The sequence below is a fragment of the Bradyrhizobium sp. 31Argb genome, from assembly GCF_043638955.1.
GTDB lineage: Bacteria > Pseudomonadota > Alphaproteobacteria > Rhizobiales > Xanthobacteraceae > Bradyrhizobium.
On record NZ_JBEGDB010000058.1, the window covers coordinates 1 to 14,585 of the forward strand.

At 63.0% G+C, this 14,585-nt stretch carries 14 protein-coding genes; 11 read left to right on the forward strand and 3 right to left on the reverse strand.

Translation table 11 applies throughout. The features are described 5' to 3' along the window. Nucleotides 1–90: 90 nt before the first annotated feature. On the reverse strand, nucleotides 91–825 hold the full coding sequence (locus tag AAFX91_RS14290) for an SDR family NAD(P)-dependent oxidoreductase (protein ID WP_394566894.1): 735 nt from the start codon (nucleotides 823–825) through the stop codon (nucleotides 91–93). Nucleotides 826–840: 15 nt separating this feature from the next. Further along, the gene (locus AAFX91_RS14295; RefSeq protein ID WP_394566895.1) at nucleotides 841–1,875 is read right to left on the reverse strand and encodes a LacI family DNA-binding transcriptional regulator; all 1,035 of its coding nucleotides are present in this window, start codon (nucleotides 1,873–1,875) and stop codon (nucleotides 841–843) included. 187 nt (nucleotides 1,876–2,062) lie between these two features. On the opposite strand from AAFX91_RS14295, the gene AAFX91_RS14300 reads away from it, so the two are divergent. The 7 genes from AAFX91_RS14300 to AAFX91_RS14330 all read left to right on the forward strand — a co-directional run bounded on the left by AAFX91_RS14300 (nucleotide 2,063) and on the right by AAFX91_RS14330 (nucleotide 9,230). Further along, complete coding sequence (locus AAFX91_RS14300; protein WP_394566896.1) at nucleotides 2,063–3,364, forward strand: ABC transporter substrate-binding protein; 1,302 nt, start codon at nucleotides 2,063–2,065, stop codon at nucleotides 3,362–3,364. A 61-nt stretch (nucleotides 3,365–3,425) separates the two neighbouring features. Next, nucleotides 3,426–4,313, forward strand: a complete 888-nt coding sequence (locus tag AAFX91_RS14305; RefSeq protein ID WP_394566897.1) for a carbohydrate ABC transporter permease — start codon at nucleotides 3,426–3,428, stop codon at nucleotides 4,311–4,313. 8 nt (nucleotides 4,314–4,321) lie between these two features. Further along, the gene (locus AAFX91_RS14310; RefSeq protein ID WP_349016990.1) at nucleotides 4,322–5,149 is read left to right on the forward strand and encodes a carbohydrate ABC transporter permease; all 828 of its coding nucleotides are present in this window, start codon (nucleotides 4,322–4,324) and stop codon (nucleotides 5,147–5,149) included. 7 nt (nucleotides 5,150–5,156) lie between these two features. Then, complete coding sequence (locus tag AAFX91_RS14315) at nucleotides 5,157–6,161, forward strand: zinc-binding dehydrogenase (RefSeq protein ID WP_394566898.1); 1,005 nt, start codon at nucleotides 5,157–5,159, stop codon at nucleotides 6,159–6,161. 5 nt (nucleotides 6,162–6,166) lie between these two features. Continuing rightward, nucleotides 6,167–7,240 carry an ABC transporter ATP-binding protein gene (locus AAFX91_RS14320; RefSeq protein ID WP_394566899.1) on the forward strand — a complete coding sequence of 358 codons (1,074 nt, stop codon included), beginning with the start codon at nucleotides 6,167–6,169 and terminating at the stop codon, nucleotides 7,238–7,240. Continuing rightward, the gene (locus tag AAFX91_RS14325) at nucleotides 7,237–8,196 is read left to right on the forward strand and encodes a sugar kinase (RefSeq protein ID WP_394566900.1); all 960 of its coding nucleotides are present in this window, start codon (nucleotides 7,237–7,239) and stop codon (nucleotides 8,194–8,196) included. The genes AAFX91_RS14320 and AAFX91_RS14325 overlap by 4 nt, the downstream gene beginning before the upstream one ends. After that, a complete protein-coding gene (locus tag AAFX91_RS14330; protein WP_130578567.1) occupies nucleotides 8,193–9,230 on the forward strand; it encodes a tagatose 1,6-diphosphate aldolase in 1,038 nt (345 codons plus the stop codon). Before AAFX91_RS14325 ends, AAFX91_RS14330 begins: the two co-directional genes overlap by 4 nt. A 97-nt stretch (nucleotides 9,231–9,327) precedes the next feature. Here the strand turns inward: AAFX91_RS14330 and AAFX91_RS14335 are convergent, their stop codons facing one another. Further along, the gene (locus AAFX91_RS14335; protein ID WP_130578568.1) at nucleotides 9,328–10,185 is read right to left on the reverse strand and encodes a LysR family transcriptional regulator; all 858 of its coding nucleotides are present in this window, start codon (nucleotides 10,183–10,185) and stop codon (nucleotides 9,328–9,330) included. Nucleotides 10,186–10,361: 176 nt separating this feature from the next. On the opposite strand from AAFX91_RS14335, the gene AAFX91_RS14340 reads away from it, so the two are divergent. The 4 genes from AAFX91_RS14340 (at nucleotide 10,362) to AAFX91_RS14355 (ending at nucleotide 14,555) form a co-directional block, all read left to right on the forward strand. Beyond that, nucleotides 10,362–11,918 carry an MFS transporter gene (locus AAFX91_RS14340; RefSeq protein WP_130578569.1) on the forward strand — a complete coding sequence of 519 codons (1,557 nt, stop codon included), beginning with the start codon at nucleotides 10,362–10,364 and terminating at the stop codon, nucleotides 11,916–11,918. Nucleotides 11,919–12,160: 242 nt separating this feature from the next. Further along, complete coding sequence (locus AAFX91_RS14345; RefSeq protein ID WP_394566901.1) at nucleotides 12,161–12,766, forward strand: secretin and TonB N-terminal domain-containing protein; 606 nt, start codon at nucleotides 12,161–12,163, stop codon at nucleotides 12,764–12,766. A gap of 185 nt (nucleotides 12,767–12,951) precedes the next feature. Next, nucleotides 12,952–13,557, forward strand: coding sequence for an RNA polymerase sigma factor (locus AAFX91_RS14350; protein WP_130578571.1), 606 nt, complete (start codon nucleotides 12,952–12,954; stop codon nucleotides 13,555–13,557). A gap of 14 nt (nucleotides 13,558–13,571) precedes the next feature. Continuing rightward, entirely contained in the window at nucleotides 13,572–14,555 is a 984-nt protein-coding gene (locus AAFX91_RS14355) for a FecR domain-containing protein (protein ID WP_130578572.1), read from the forward strand. Nucleotides 14,556–14,585: the final 30 nt, after the last annotated feature.

Genomic DNA, 14,585 nt, shown 5'->3' on the forward strand with positions numbered 1-14,585 from the left:
CGGGAATCGGGAGACACCCGAAGAATCCAATTCGCTCCGCTATGCAATACCCCCTAAGGCCATATGCGATTCCCCTACCTTTCAGTGGTCTCATCCCGCAAGAAACCCGCCGTCCACCGCGACCACCGTACCTGTCGCATATTGCGAAGCCGGCATGCAGAGGAAGGCGACTGCACCGGCAATATCTTCCGGCTGCCCCCATCGCTTGAAAGCAGTGCGGTCGGCAATGCGCTGATAATGAGCGCGATCGGTGCGGCCGGCGGCGTTGATCGCTGTCTCGACGTAGCCGGGCGCAACCGCATTGACACGAACGCCGTCCTCGGCCCAGGCCAGGGCCAGCGCCTTGGTCAGCATCACGACGCCGCCCTTGCTAGCGCAATAAGCGGGAATCCGCGGCAGCGCCAGCGTGGCGTTCATCGAGGCGATGTTGACGACCGATCCCTTGCTGTCCGCCAGCAGTGGGCGGAATGCCAAACAGGTCCGGAACGTGCCGGTGAGATTGACATCGAGCACCTTCATGAAGGTCTCGATCTCATATTCCTTGTCGCGCGCCAGAATGCCGGCGCAATTGACCAGCGCATCGACGCGGGCGTGTCGCTGGGCGAAGGACGTCACCTCGGCATCATTGGTCACGTCGAGCGTCGCGAGCGTGAGGCCTGCGCGCGGCTTGAGGAGGGATCGCGCGAGATCGGCGTCATTGACACCAGTTGCGGTCACCGTCGCGCCGAGATCGCAGAACTGGTTGCTGATGGCGGCGCCGATATCGCCGACGCCGCCGATCACGACGGCATGGAATCCGGGGGCCAAATCAAAATTGGAGTTCATCGGGATCATCATTCTTCAGGGGTTTGAAGGCGGCGCCGTGGACTCGCGGACCACCAGCGAGTAGTCGACCTCGTGGTGCATGATGGTCTGCTCGCCCGCGAGACTTCGGACCAGATATTCGCCGGCGCGCTGCCAGGTTTCGCCGGTTGGAACGTGAATGGTGGTCAGGCTCGGCCGCAAATGGCGGCTCCAGTCGAGATCGTCGAAGCCGACGACCGACAGGTCACGCGGCACCGAAAATCCGCTGCGCTCCGCCTCGAGCAGCACGCCATAGGCGATGACGTCGTTACCGCAGACGACGGCCGTGGGCCGGTCCTCCAGGCTCAGGAGATAACGCGCCGCTTCCCGCGCATCGTCGAGCGTATAGGGCACCTCGACATGCCATTGCGAAGGCAGCGCCAGCCCGGCCTCAGTCAACGCGCGGCGAAAGCCGGCAACGCGCGCGCTGGCGCGGTCATTGTTGCGCTGGAGCGCGGACACTATTCCGATCTTGCGATGGCCAAGCTCGATGACATGCGTTGCGGCACGATGGGCGGCGGCTTCATTGTTGGTGCCGACGCAAGGGTAGGGGCGGTCCGGCTGATAGATACCGACATTGATGAAGGGCACCGCATTGTCGGCAAGCAGCTTGCGCAGCCCTTCGTGATGGCAGTCGCCGCGAAGCACGAGGCCATCGACGCCGCGGCCGATCAGATTGCGCGCCTGTTGCAACTCGACGTCGAGATCATAGCCACTCGTGGTGAGGAACAGCATGTAGCCCACCGACGAGAGATATTTTTGCAACGAGGCGATGCCGCGCGCGAACATGGTGTTGTCGATCGTGGGCACGATTGCGCCAAGCGTACGCGATCGTCGCGACGACAGGATGCGGGCCGGCGCATGCGGGATGTAACCGACGGCTTCGATCGCCTGCGCGATGCGCGCACGCAAGGACGGACTCACCGCGTCGGGATTGTTGAGTGCACGCGAGACGGATGCCGTCGACACGCCGGCTCGTGCCGCGACGGCGCGGATGCCTTGCTTCGCTAATCTGGCGGCCGGCAGATCCATGAATGTAACGTTACAGTCGTGGTTCAGGGTGGCAGAGAGAAATTTCTGCAATGATGTCCTACGTTGGGCGAATTGTCCATTGCTTGACAGGAGTGAGATGAGGCTTAGAATGTAACCGTTTTCAGAAAGGCGCTTCAGAAGGGGCGCTGCCGGGTGGGCGGACAAGCCGGGTCAGGGAGGAGTTCAAATGAACGCCAGGATGTTTGCGGCGCGCGTCGCGTTGCCGGTTCTCGCGGTCATCGCTGTCAGCAGCGAGGGGCGTGCGGCGGATTTCGACTGGAAGAAATTTCAAGGCAAGACCGTAACCTTTCTCGTCAACAACAATCCCGTTGCGCAGGCGCTGCTTGCCTACAAGGCCGATTTCGAAAAGCAGACCGGCATGACCTTGAAGGTCGACGGCTACCAGGAACAGCAGATGCGCCAGCGCCTGGTCACGGTGATGAACGCGCATAGCGATGAGGTCGACGTGTTCATGACGCTGCCGTCGCGCGAGGGCGAGCAGTTCGCCGCGACCGGCTGGTATGCCGATCTCTCGGCCATGGCGAAGAACGACGTGGCGAAGGAGTACGATCCGGCCGGACTGAGCCAGGCCCTGCTCAAGGCGGCGACCTTTGGCGGCAAGCTGACCAGCATGCCGATGAACATCGAAGGGCCGATCTTCTATTACCGTACCGACATCTTCAAGAAGTGCGGCCTCGAGCCGCCGAAGACCATCAAGGATGTCGAGGCGGCTGCGGCGAAGATCAAGCCTTGCGACAGCTCGGTCACGCCGTTCGTCTCGCGCGGGCTGAAGCCGGCCGTCGCCTATACGTTCAGCAACATGCTGCACAATATCGGCGGCAGCTATATCGCCGGCGGCAAGTCGAACCTCTGCTCGGCCAAGGCCAAGGAGGCGCTCGACACCTACAGCCGGCTGCTGCGCGACTTCGGCCCGCCCGGCGTCGTCAACTACAGCTTCCAGCAAATTTCGGCGCTCTATCGCGGCGGCCGGGCCGCCATGTCGTTCGAATCCTCCAACGAGCTGCGTACCGTGATGGACGGCGGCGCCCGGCTCAAGGATACCGCCCTGATCCCGTTCCCGGCCGGCGAGGCCGGCCAGGTGCCGACCGTGATCGGTTGGGGCATGGCCGTCTCCTCGCACAGCAAGCAGCCCGATGCGGCCTGGTACTTCGTGCAATGGGCGACGAGCCCGGCCGTTCAGAAGAAGATGGCGCTCCAGGGGATTGCGCCGCCGCGGCCGTCGGTCGCCAACGATCCTGAATACCGCAAGTGGATCGACGAGGAGCCGGTGCGGAAGGAGTGGCAAGCGGCGCTCGACGTGCTCGCAACGAAGGGCTCTTCCGAGGTCGGCTATCCCATCGTCGCCAACCCGGAATCGCGCGAATTCATCGGCCAGGCTGTGCAGGATCTGATCCTGAAGCAGAAGACCGTCGACCAGGCTTGCGCAGACGCCGACAAGGCGCTCGACGCGCTGATCGCGCAGAAGTAACGGCACAGAACGCCTGCCGCTTTCACGCGGCTGGACCCTCATTGGATCAAGGAATGTAGGCATGTCGGACGCGGCTGCGACATTGACGCAGGACCGGCAAAGGCTGGAACTGTCGGCGCTCTCGGCGCCGGCGGTGATCTTCACCGTCGCGATGATCGCGTTTCCGGTGATCTATACGGTGTGGCTCGGCTTCCAGAGCTTTTCGTCGACCGGCAAGCAAGCCTTCGTGGGCTTGGCGAACTATGCAAAGCTCGTGTCCGACCATGAGTTCTGGAACGGGCTCTGGGTGACCATCGCGCTCTATGTGCTCTCGCTGACGCTGCAACTCGTGTTAGGCGTCTGGCTGGCGCTGGTCCTGTTCCATGCCAAGCGCCTGCCGGGCATCGTGCGCTCGCTGTTCATTTCGCCCTTCATGATGCCGCCGGTGGTGGCTGGCATGATGTGGCTTGTCATTCTCGATCCGTCGTTGGGGGCGGCCAACTATATCCTGCAATCTCTCGGCCTGCCGCCATCGGAGTGGCTGGCGTCGCCGACCTGGGTCATTCCGACCGTCGCGCTGATCGATACCTGGCAGTGGACGCCTTATGTGGCGTTGATCGTGCTTGGCGGACTGCAGTCGCTGCCGCCCAGCGTCTACGAGGCCGCGCAGATCGACGGCGCGTCCGCATTCAAGACCTTCCAGCGGATCACGCTGCCGCTGCTGTTGCCGACCATCGTCACTGCGGCGATCCTGCGCAGCGTCGATTTGCTGCGCTTCTTCGATATCATCTACATCACGACGCAGGGCGGCCCCGGCAATGCGTCGAACACGCTCAACATCTATGGCTTTCGGGTCGGCTTCGAGTTCTTCAACATCGGCTATGCCAGTGCGCTGATGCTGACTTTGACCGCGATCGTGTTCGGCGCAGTGCTCGCCTGCAACCGCCTGCGCGGCGCGGTCGCCTGGTAGGTGAAGCGATTATGGATGCGTCCACCACCGACCGCTGGATCCGCTGCCTCAACCTGCTGCAGCTCGTGCTGGCGGGCATCATCATCATGACGCCGACGGTCTGGATGGTGTTGTCGTCGCTCAAGCCCTCCTTCGAGGTGACGGCCTATCCGCCGACATTGGTATTCACGCCGACGCTGAGCAATTACGTCGAGCTCACGAAAACCACGCCGTTCCTGAGCTACGCCCTCAACAGCCTCATCGTCACCATCGGTTCAACTGCGCTCGGATTGTTGTTCGGTATCCCGGCGGCCTTCGCCGTCTCGTGGACGCGGATTTCATGGCCGGCGATCCTGACGCTCGCGGCACGCATGGCACCGGGTACGCTGTTCCTGCTGCCCTGGTACGTGATGTTCCGGCAGGTCGGCATGATCGGCTCGTACACCGCACTGATCCTCAGCCACGCGGTGATTACGCTGCCGATCGTGATCTGGATCCTGCTGCCGTCGTTCGACGCCATCCCGCGCAGCGTCTTCGAGGCGGCACAGGTCGACGGATGCAGCGTGACGCGGATTCTCTGGCGGATCGCGCTGCCTCTGGTAGCCTCCGGCATCGCCGTCTCGGCGATCCTCGCCTTCGTGTTCTCGTGGAACTACTTCCTGTTTGCGCTGGTGCTCTCAAACGGCGACACCAAGACGCTGATCGCGGCAGCCTTCAATTTCATCGGTGAGGGCTCGACGCAATGGGGCGCGCTCATGGCCGCGGCGACGCTGATCGCATTGCCGCCGCTGGTGCTGGCGGCTCTCGTTCAGCGCTGGCTGGTGTCCGGGCTGACGCTCGGTGCGGTGAAAGGCTAGGTATCTCATGAACGTATCACCACGTCCGAATTCGATCATGCAGGCGGCGGTCTTCCATGGCCACGAGCGCATCACCATCGAGCGTTTGGCGATGCCTGATGTCGGGGCAGGTGAGGTGCTGGTGCGGGTCTCGCGCACGGCGCTGTGCGGTTCGGACTTCAAGCTCTGGCACAAGGGTGCCGAGTTCACCGCGGGCCACGAGATCTTTGGCGTAGTCGAGCAGCCCGGCCACCGCCTGCATGGCCGCCGCTGCGCCGTTTACATCCCGCTGCACTGCGGCCACTGCGCTGCCTGCAAGCGCGGCGATACGCAAATGTGCTTGGAGGTCTCAAGCCTGATCGGCTGGAACAGGCCGGGGGGCTATGCCGAATATGTGCCGGTGCCGGAAAACTGTCTGCTGCCGGTGCCCGATGACATCGAGGATAGCCTCGCGCCGCTTCTGCTCGACGTGATTGGCACGTCCGGTCATGCCGTACGGTTTGTCAGTCGCGTCGTGCCACCGAGCGATGCGGGGCCGGTTCTGGTGATGGGAGCGGGCCCGGTCGGACTGGGAGTCGTGCTGGTGCTCCGCAGCCTTGGCTACGACGAGGTTTATGTCGCAGATCCGAATGTGACGCGCTTGAAGATCGCGCAGTCCTTCGGCGCCAAGGCGCACCCGGTCGGCGAGACGTCGAAGCGCTTCGCCCTCATCATGGAGTGCTCCGGCGCGCATGTGGCACGCAATCTCGGGATCGAGCTCGTGTTGCCACGCGGCGCGCTGGTGCTGGTCGGCGAAAATGCGGCGCCCTGGACCATCGAGGAAGGCAAGGTGTTCCGCCGCAAGGATTTTTACATGATCCGGACCTTCTATTTTCCGGTCTCGGATTTCGAGCCGAACATCGCGCTGTTGCGGCAGTACAAAGACGAGTATCGCGTGCTCGTCGATGGGGAGTTCGGTCTTTCCGCGCTGCCCGAGAATTTCGCGCGCTTCGCCAGGGGCGAGCTCATCAAGCCTGTGCTGGCGCTGGACTAGTGATCATGGCCTCGATCTCGATCCGCAATCTCGTCAAGCGCTACGGCAATTTCACCGTGATCCCGGATCTCAATCTGGAGATCGCGGACCATGAGTTCGTCGTCTTCGTCGGCCCATCCGGCTGCGGCAAGTCAACCCTGCTGCGGATCATCGCGGGCCTCGAGCCGATCACGTCCGGAGACCTCTACATCGGCGACAAGCGCGTCAACGGCGTGCAGGCCGCGCAGCGCGACATCGCCATGGTGTTCCAGGATTACGCGCTCTATCCGCATATGCGGGTCTACGACAACATGTCGTTTGCGCTGGAGTTGCGGGGAACGCCGAAGGCGGAGATCGACGCGCGGGTGAAGCGCGCGGCGGCGCTGCTGCACATCGAGCCGTACCTGGATCGCAAGCCGAAAGAGCTGTCCGGCGGGCAGCGCCAGCGCGTCGCGATGGGCCGCGCGATCGTGCGCAATCCCAGGGCCTTTCTGTTCGACGAGCCGCTGTCGAACCTCGACGCGAAGCTGCGCGGGCAGGTGCGTGCCGAGATCAAGGCATTGTCGCAGGAGCTCAAGACCACGATGGTCTTCGTCACCCACGACCAGATCGAAGCCATGACCATGGCCGACCGCATCGTGGTCCTGCAGAGCGGCACGATCCAGCAGTACGACACGCCGGAGACGGTTTACGAGCGGCCGGCCAACCAGTTCGTGGCCGGCTTCATCGGTTCGCCGGCGATGAATTTCTTCCCGGTCGAATGGCGACAGGAGCACGCGATCCTTTCGCAAGGCGGAACGGTGGTGCCGCTAGGCGACGAAACGGCAAACCGGCTGCGGCGTGCCGGCACCGGTGTCCTTGGCATTCGTCCCGAACATTTTGCCGTCGCGGCCGAGACGACCGACGGCATTGCCGTAAGCGTCAGGCTCGTCGAACCGCTCGGCTCGGATACGCTGATTCATTTCGATCTCGCCGGCGCCTCCGCCATCGCCCGGGTCGATCCGTCACTGCGGCCGAAGGTCGGCGATCGCCTCAGCCTCCGTCCGCAACCGGGCAAGACGCATTTGTTCGACGCAGCCAACGGACAGGTCTTGCGGTGAGCTCGCCAGCGAACATCGGAAATCTATCAGCGCTGGCGGACGTCGCGTCCGGAACCCGGCATGTGCAGCTCATTTGCCTCGGTCTGTCCGCGCTCGACCAGGTTTGGCGTGTCGATCGGCTCTTTGCGAGCGGAAGCGAGAAGATCAAGAGCCTGGACTACGCGACCCTCGGCGGTGGCATGGCCGCCAATGCCGCGGTTACCGTTGCGCGGCTCGGCGCGTCGGTCGCGTTCTGGGGGCGGGCAGGGAATGATGCCGCCGGCCACGAGATGCGGTCGGCCTTCGTTGCCGAGGGCGTCGACGTCGAGAATTTCCGGCTGTTTGCCGATGGTCGCTCGTCGGTCTCCGGGATCATCGTCGACAACTCCGGAGAGAGACAGATCGTCAATTTCCGCGGCCTCTATCCGGAGGCAGCGGATTGGCTGCCACTGGAGGCGGTCGCACGCGCATCTTGCGTGCTGGCCGATCCGCGTTGGACGGAGGGAGCCGCGACGTTGTTTCGCGAAGCCCGCGCGCGAGGCATTCCGACGGTGCTCGACGGCGACATGGCCGATGCCAAGGTGTTCGAGCGGTTGCTTCCGCTGACGGACCACGCGATCTTCTCCGAGCCTGCGCTGACCTCCTTTGCCGGCTCGGCCAAGGATCAATCGCTCGCTGCACTCGCGCGCTACGGCTGCCGTGCCATCGCGGTCACGCGCGGGGAGGACGGCGTGAGCTGGTACGAGAGCGGCCGCCTGCATCGGCAGGCCGCCTTTGCCGTCGACGTCGTCGACACCACCGGCGCGGGCGACGTCTTTCACGGCGCTTATGCGCTTGCGATCGGCGTCGGCCTCGATGTGCGCGACGCCATGGCGTTTTCGGCAGCGACGGCTGCGATGAAATGCCGCCACGCGGGCGGACGCAACGGAATCCCCACCATCAACGAGTGTCTTGCATTCATGAGGACGAAGCCATGAGAACGATTGGAAAGAACCGCGGCCTGGCGCGTTTGGCTGACCTAGATGGTCACTTCCGCATGGTCGCGCTGGATCAGCGGCCGCCGCTGTTCGATGCTATCGCGAAAGCGAAGGGGATTACGCGGGACCAGGTCGAATACTCCGACGTCACGGCGGCGAAGCGTCTCCTCGTGGAAAACCTCGCGCCGCATTGCAGCTCGATGCTGTTCGATCCGAATTTCGCGGTGCCGGCTGCGATCGATCTCCTGCCGCCGCGCTGCGGTCTCATCATGACCCTCGAAGAGCACCGCGTCGAGGAAACGCCGGGCGGACGCAAGTCGAGGGCGATCACCAACTGGAGCGTGGAGAAGATCCGCGCCATGGGCGGCGACGCCGTCAAGGTGCTGGCGTGGTACCGGCCGGATGCCGATCCCGCGGTAAACGAGCATCAGAAGCGCTTTGTCCGCGAGGTCGGGCAGGATTGTGACCGCCACGACATTCCCTATGTCCTGGAGCTATTGGTGTACCCGTTCCTCGGCAGTGCCAATCACACCGCCGACTACGTGGAATCGCCGGGCAAGCTTCCCGGTCTCGTCATCGAGAGCGTGCGCGAGTTTGCCAAGCCGGAATATGGCGTTGATCTCTTGAAGTTGGAGAGTCCGCTTGCCGCCAACAGTCTGCCCGCCCGCGACGGCAGCGCTGCGGCGAAGGCCGCGCAGAAGGAGTTCGATGCGATCGGCGATATCTGCCGCGACCGGGGCATCCCCTGGGTGCTGCTGTCAGGCGGCGCCGCGCCGGAGAAGTTCGAGCGCGTCCTCGACTTCGCCTATGCCGCCGGCGCGGGTGGATTCCTTGCGGGCCGTACGATCTGGCTCGATGCCGTGCTGAAGAACTTCCCCGACCGCGCGGCAGTCGCTGCCAGCCTGCGCAAGGATGGCCTCGCCGTGCTCGAGCGTCTCAACGATCTGACGACGGCCAAGGGAACCCCCTGGAAGGCTCGCTTTCCGGTGTTCACCGACATCAAGCAAGAGGGCGACTTCGCGCGCGCCTACTGAGACTACGGCGATTGAGGGCACAGTATTACAGCGGCCGCAAGGAGCGCGCCTCATTGGTATTTGCGAGCGCCAGGTCGCGATCGTAGTCTTCAGAGCATCAACGGTACGGAGCACGGTGCTCTCGGAACGCCGCCGCCAACGCCCTTAGGGCTGCCCGCGACCGCTGGTCCGTCAAGGACGAATGGAGCACCACTTCGGATGAGGGAAGCGGAGGAAGGCCAAACCGCTCGCCGACATCGATAGTGCCGGCAGGCGCTATCCGATATGACAGAGGGGCGATTGCCAGCCCTGCCGCGACGGCGGCATGGACAGCGGAAGAACCGCCCCCAAGAAACACTTCGGTCCATGTTATGCCCGCCGCATCGAGCGCATGTGTTGCTATGTTACGGACGCCGCAGGTTGGAGTCAGCGCAGCCAGGCGCAGCGGCTCTCCCTGTCGGTGCTCGAACCCTTGCGCCGCGAACCAGCCAAAGCGCTCGAGTGCCAGCGTCTCCCCATCCCGGCGATCGTCCTCGCGCTGGATGATCGCGGCATCGAGCCGTCCCTGATCGAACAGGTCCAGAAGTTTGCGCGAGCTATCGAGCTGTACTTCGATCGTCAGCTTCGGATCGTGGGCGTGGAGCCGCGCCAGCAAGTTCGGAACCTCCGGCCCCGCGACATGGGCAGCAATGCCGAGGCCAAAGTGTCTCGGGGGCGCATTGAGTCCGGCAACCGCGCGCTCGTGAGCCGCGATAAATTCCCGAGCCCCCTCCAGGAAGGCAGCCCCTTGCGCCGACGGCCGCACCGATCGGGGAGTCCGCTCGATCAGCCGATGCCCGATGCGATCCTCAAGCCGTTTGAGCTTCACGCTGATTGCACCCTGCGTGGTGCCCAGAGCTTCGGCCGCGCGCGTGAAGCTCTGCATGTCGGCCACCATCACGAAAGCTCTTACGGCATCCACATCGAGCGAGAGCATTCCATTATCCGAATTTGTTGTCTCTGAAATCTATATTGATCCGGTTTTGTTGTAGTCAAGGGCCCCCTATGTTCGGCATCTGACGTGGGCGGCTAACCCGAGACCCGAGTTTCTTCGATCGAGCGAACCTCCTGCCTGCATGTCAGCGATCGGCACCAGGCTTGGAGGTGAAAGTCATGACGATTTCAGCAACACAGCGAAACACCGTCGCCCTGGCGGCCGTCTGCCTCGCGTCTCTCATGTTCGGGCTGGAGATTTCCAGCGTTCCGACGATTCTGCCGACGCTGGAGACGGTGCTGCATGCCGACTTCCAGCAGCTCCAGTGGATCATGAACGCCTATACGATCGCGGTCACGGCTGTACTGATGGCGACGGGCACGCTTGCAGATCGTTACGGCAGAAAGCGTGTCTTCGTCGTCAGCATCGTCGTCTTCGGCCTGGCCTCCCTGATCTGCGCCTTGGCGCAGGACGCCCTCGTTCTCATAGTGAGCCGGTTTCTTCAGGGCATGAGCGGTGGCGCGATGCTGATCTGTCAGGTCGCCGTTCTCTCCCACCAATTCCGGGAGGGACCGGAGCGCGCACGGGCCTTTGCCGCCTGGGGCATCATCTTCGGGATCGGCCTCGGCTTCGGTCCGATCATAGGCGCGGCGATCGTCGCGATCTCCAACTGGCAATGGGTGTTCTTGGTCCATGCCGTCATCGCCGCGGTCACCACTGTCCTCGCCGCGGCCGGGGTGCAAGAATCGCGCGATCCCGACGCGAAGCACCTTGATATCGCAGGCATCGTGACGCTCTCGACGTCGGTGTTCTGCGTGGCCTTCTATATCACACAAGGGCCCGACCTGGGCTTTTGGAGCCCGACAGGTTTCGCCATCATTGCAATCGCGGTCCTGAGTTTCGCAGGCTTCGTGCTGGCCGAGACGCGCAGCACCCGCCCGATGTTCGACTTCTCCGTTTTCCGGGTTCGGACCTTCTCGGGCGCTCTCCTGGGATCGATGGGCATGAACTTCAGCTTCTGGCCTTTCATGATCTATCTTCCGATTTTCTTCCGAAGCGCGCTCGGTTACGGCAATGTCGCGGCCGGCTTGGCGCTGCTCTCCTACACGCTGCCGAGTCTCGTGGTGCCACCATTTGGCGAGCGGATCCTGCTGCGCTTCGGGGCCAGGATCGCCATCCCGACCGGACTTTTCGTCATCGGCCTTGGCTTCATGTTGATGTGGGCCGGCAGCGGCGTCGAACAACCTAGTTGGCTGATGCTGCTGCCTGGTTGTTTGCTTGCGGGGATCGGGCTGGGGCTGACCAACACGCCGGTGACCAACACGACGACCGCATCGGTATCGAGCACGCGCGCCGGCATGGCGTCAGGTATCGATATGAGCGCTCGGATGATTTCGCTGGCGATCAACATCGCCGTGATGGGCTTCATCCTGATCGCGGGCATATCCTCCTGGCTGAGGAGCGCGCTTCCTGCAGTGCTTGATGCACCGCGCCTGCAACGTCTTGCAGAAAGGATAGCGGGCGCGAGTGCCCATATATCTGACTTCCCGGAACTGAACTCCCTGCCGGCGGCGGACACTGCTGTGCAAGACGCACTGGTTCATGGCTTCAGGTTGGTGATGCTCTATGGAGGACTCTCGGTGTGGATCCTGGCTCTGTCGAGCTTCCTGATCTTCGGCCAAAAAGCGGTTGTTCCGACAAAGAGAAAAACTACTGTAGGTGCAACGTCGGTTTGATGGTCTTGTCGGAATGCGTATTGATTTTCCTCGCAAATTGTACGCTTCTCAATTAGTGGCTCCGTTATGCCGTGCAAGGAATGGCAATAGGAACGTCCCTCCGACGGCAGATCCGTCGAAAAGAGATTTACTGCTCTCTGGCGCACGAGACGGATGGAAGAATGGTACGTCGAACTGCACTAGCGACGGATCTCGCCTGCGTTCTCGTCGCCTCATTGTTGCTGGCATGGAGCAGCGTGTGCGTGCTCGCCCAGCCGAGGAACGAGGCCACGCAAGGCGGCGAGGAGGTGGTCTTTGATATTCCGTCGCAACCGCTTGCGGCGGCGCTCAGCGCATATGGGGCAATAACCGGCGTGCAGGTTCTCTATGAGACGGCCCTGGCCGCGGGCAAGACCTCGGCGGCAATCAAAGGTTCGTTCGCCCAGGAGAGTGCGTTGCGGGTCCTGTTGGCTGGCACTGGCCTTGTCGGCCGCAGGACCGATGTAGATGCCATTACGATCGCGCCGGCGCTCCGCGAACAGCCTGGCAGCGCCGCTCTCGTTGCCCCGGACGCGAGATTTCTTGGCGCGTTGCAGACAGGGGTTCTCGGCGCTCTGTGTGGGAACACCGATACGCAGCCAGGCGGCTATCGGATGGCTTTGCAGCTCTGGATCACGCCTGCCGGTGTTCTGCAGCGTGCGTCCTTGCTCGGCTCAACCGGCAATGCGCATCGTGACGAAGCATTGATCGCACAATTGCAGAACGTGCGGATCGCTGTCTTTCCGCCAGCCGGCATGACGCAACCGGTCACGCTCACGATCGTGCCCCGTTCGCCACTGCAGTCTCCGGAGTGCAGTGGCGGGCGCTGAACCCGCCATTTGCCCGATACGGTGCGCGGACACCGCCGGGTGCAGTGTTGTCTAACTGTTACATTCCCTTGTTACCAGAATTTTCCTCTACTTTCCGACACGCTCGGGTTTGGGCCAGACGCTTGAATTTGCGAAGATTTCAAAGCAAGCGTTCGCTGGCGCAGTCCTGAGTACCGGGCGGGCCAATGGGCAACACGACTTGGGCGGCGCTTCGTGATCTGCTCGCCAATCGATACGACGAATTTCGCGCGCGTCTGACGCGCCGCTTGGGCTCGGAAGAACTCGCCAGCGAAAGCCTGAACGAGACATGGCTGCAGCTCCATCGCCAGGATGAAGCCGCCTCCATCCAGAGCCCAACCGGTTATGTTATGCGCACGGCGGTCAATATCGCGACAGATCGTCGCCGTATGGAGACGAGGCGCGCGCGCCGTGCCGACGTGCAAGCCGCCCTTGAAATTCCTGATCCGGCGCCCGGGCCGCAGCGTGAGGCTGAAGCGCGCCTCCAGCTGAAAGCACTGCAGACCGCAATCGACGCCCTGCCTGAGCGCACGCGTGAAATCCTGATCGCCGCACGGCTCCGGGGACAGTCTCAGCAGGACATTGCGGACCGATTCGGCATCACGGCGCGCATGGTGCGCATAGAATTGCGTCGCGCGCTCGACCTTTGCGAAGCCCAGCTTGAAAAAGATACGACAAATCGTTTCCTGTCGGGCTCATCACAAACGTCTATAGATAAGGCAAACCACCTTCCACCCATACCGGCGCCCCCAAAGCGGGATGATGGACGGTGAATGGATATCCGGCGATGACGATGGACGAACGGTCCGTCCCGCATGAAGCATTGCGACGCCAGGCCAAGGACTGGGTCGTCCATCTTTCCACCGGGAAGGTGACGGAAGCTGATCTACGCGCGCTCGAACGCTGGCGTGCGGAAAGTCCGCTTCACGCGCAAGCCTATGCGCAAGCCTGCCAGTTGTGGGGCATGCTCGGCTCGCCGTTGGAGGCGTCAGCGCATGCGGTAGACAAGGCTGCAACAATCCGAATTCCGGGTATCAGCCGGCCGATCGGACGCCGTGCGTTTCTGGGCGGCACATTGGCCGCTTCGGCGGCGGCCGTCGCGGGCATCATGGTCGTCCGGCCACCCCTCGAATTGTGGCCCGCGCTCAGCGAATTGGCGGCGGATTACCGCACTGGAACCGGCGAGCAACGCAAGATCGAGCTTGCGGATCGGGTTTCGATCGAGCTCAACACGCGGACGAGCCTGAACGTGCGCGAGCAAACAGAGACAGCCGACAAAATCGAGCTGGTCGCCGGCGAAGCCGCGGTGTCGGCCGGACAGCGCCCGGTGGTCGTGCATGCCGCAGCGGGGCAGGTCGCTGCGAGCAATGCACAGTTCACCGTGCGTTGCGATGGCGCCGAGGTGCGCGTGGCGTGTCTTGCCGGGATGGTCAAGGTCGATTGCAGTGGACGCACCGCGATCCTCCGGCCGCGTGAGCAGATCATCTATGCCGCGCACGATCTCGGACCAATTGCCGCGGTTGCCCCCGAAGTCGTGGCCGCCTGGCGCGATGGACTTCTGATCTTTCAGGATGAGCCGTTGGCGCGTGTCATCGAGGAGGTCAACCGCTATCGCGCCGGCCGGATCATCCTGATGAATGCGGCTCTCGGCGAGCGCAGAGTATCGGCACGCTTCAAGCTCGACCGTCTCGATGCCGTTTTGACTCAGTTTCAGGAGGTCTTCGGCGCCAAGGCCACGCCGATCGGCGGCGGCTTTGTCGTGCTGACCTGATATCGTGATACCTTTGAGTATTCTGTCGAC

Coding starts and splice junctions, on each gene's coding strand:
- AAFX91_RS14290 (WP_394566894.1), bottom strand. CDS start 825: ATGAACTCCAATTTTGATTTGGCCCCCGGATTCCATGCCGTCGTGATC.
- AAFX91_RS14295 (WP_394566895.1), bottom strand. CDS start 1,875: ATGGATCTGCCGGCCGCCAGATTAGCGAAGCAAGGCATCCGCGCCGTC.
- AAFX91_RS14300 (WP_394566896.1), top strand. CDS start 2,063: ATGAACGCCAGGATGTTTGCGGCGCGCGTCGCGTTGCCGGTTCTCGCG.
- AAFX91_RS14305 (WP_394566897.1), top strand. CDS start 3,426: ATGTCGGACGCGGCTGCGACATTGACGCAGGACCGGCAAAGGCTGGAA.
- AAFX91_RS14315 (WP_394566898.1), top strand. CDS start 5,157: ATGAACGTATCACCACGTCCGAATTCGATCATGCAGGCGGCGGTCTTC.
- AAFX91_RS14320 (WP_394566899.1), top strand. CDS start 6,167: ATGGCCTCGATCTCGATCCGCAATCTCGTCAAGCGCTACGGCAATTTC.
- AAFX91_RS14330 (WP_130578567.1), top strand. CDS start 8,193: ATGAGAACGATTGGAAAGAACCGCGGCCTGGCGCGTTTGGCTGACCTA.
- AAFX91_RS14335 (WP_130578568.1), bottom strand. CDS start 10,185: ATGCTCTCGCTCGATGTGGATGCCGTAAGAGCTTTCGTGATGGTGGCC.
- AAFX91_RS14340 (WP_130578569.1), top strand. CDS start 10,362: ATGACGATTTCAGCAACACAGCGAAACACCGTCGCCCTGGCGGCCGTC.
- AAFX91_RS14350 (WP_130578571.1), top strand. CDS start 12,952: ATGGGCAACACGACTTGGGCGGCGCTTCGTGATCTGCTCGCCAATCGA.
- AAFX91_RS14355 (WP_130578572.1), top strand. CDS start 13,572: ATGACGATGGACGAACGGTCCGTCCCGCATGAAGCATTGCGACGCCAG.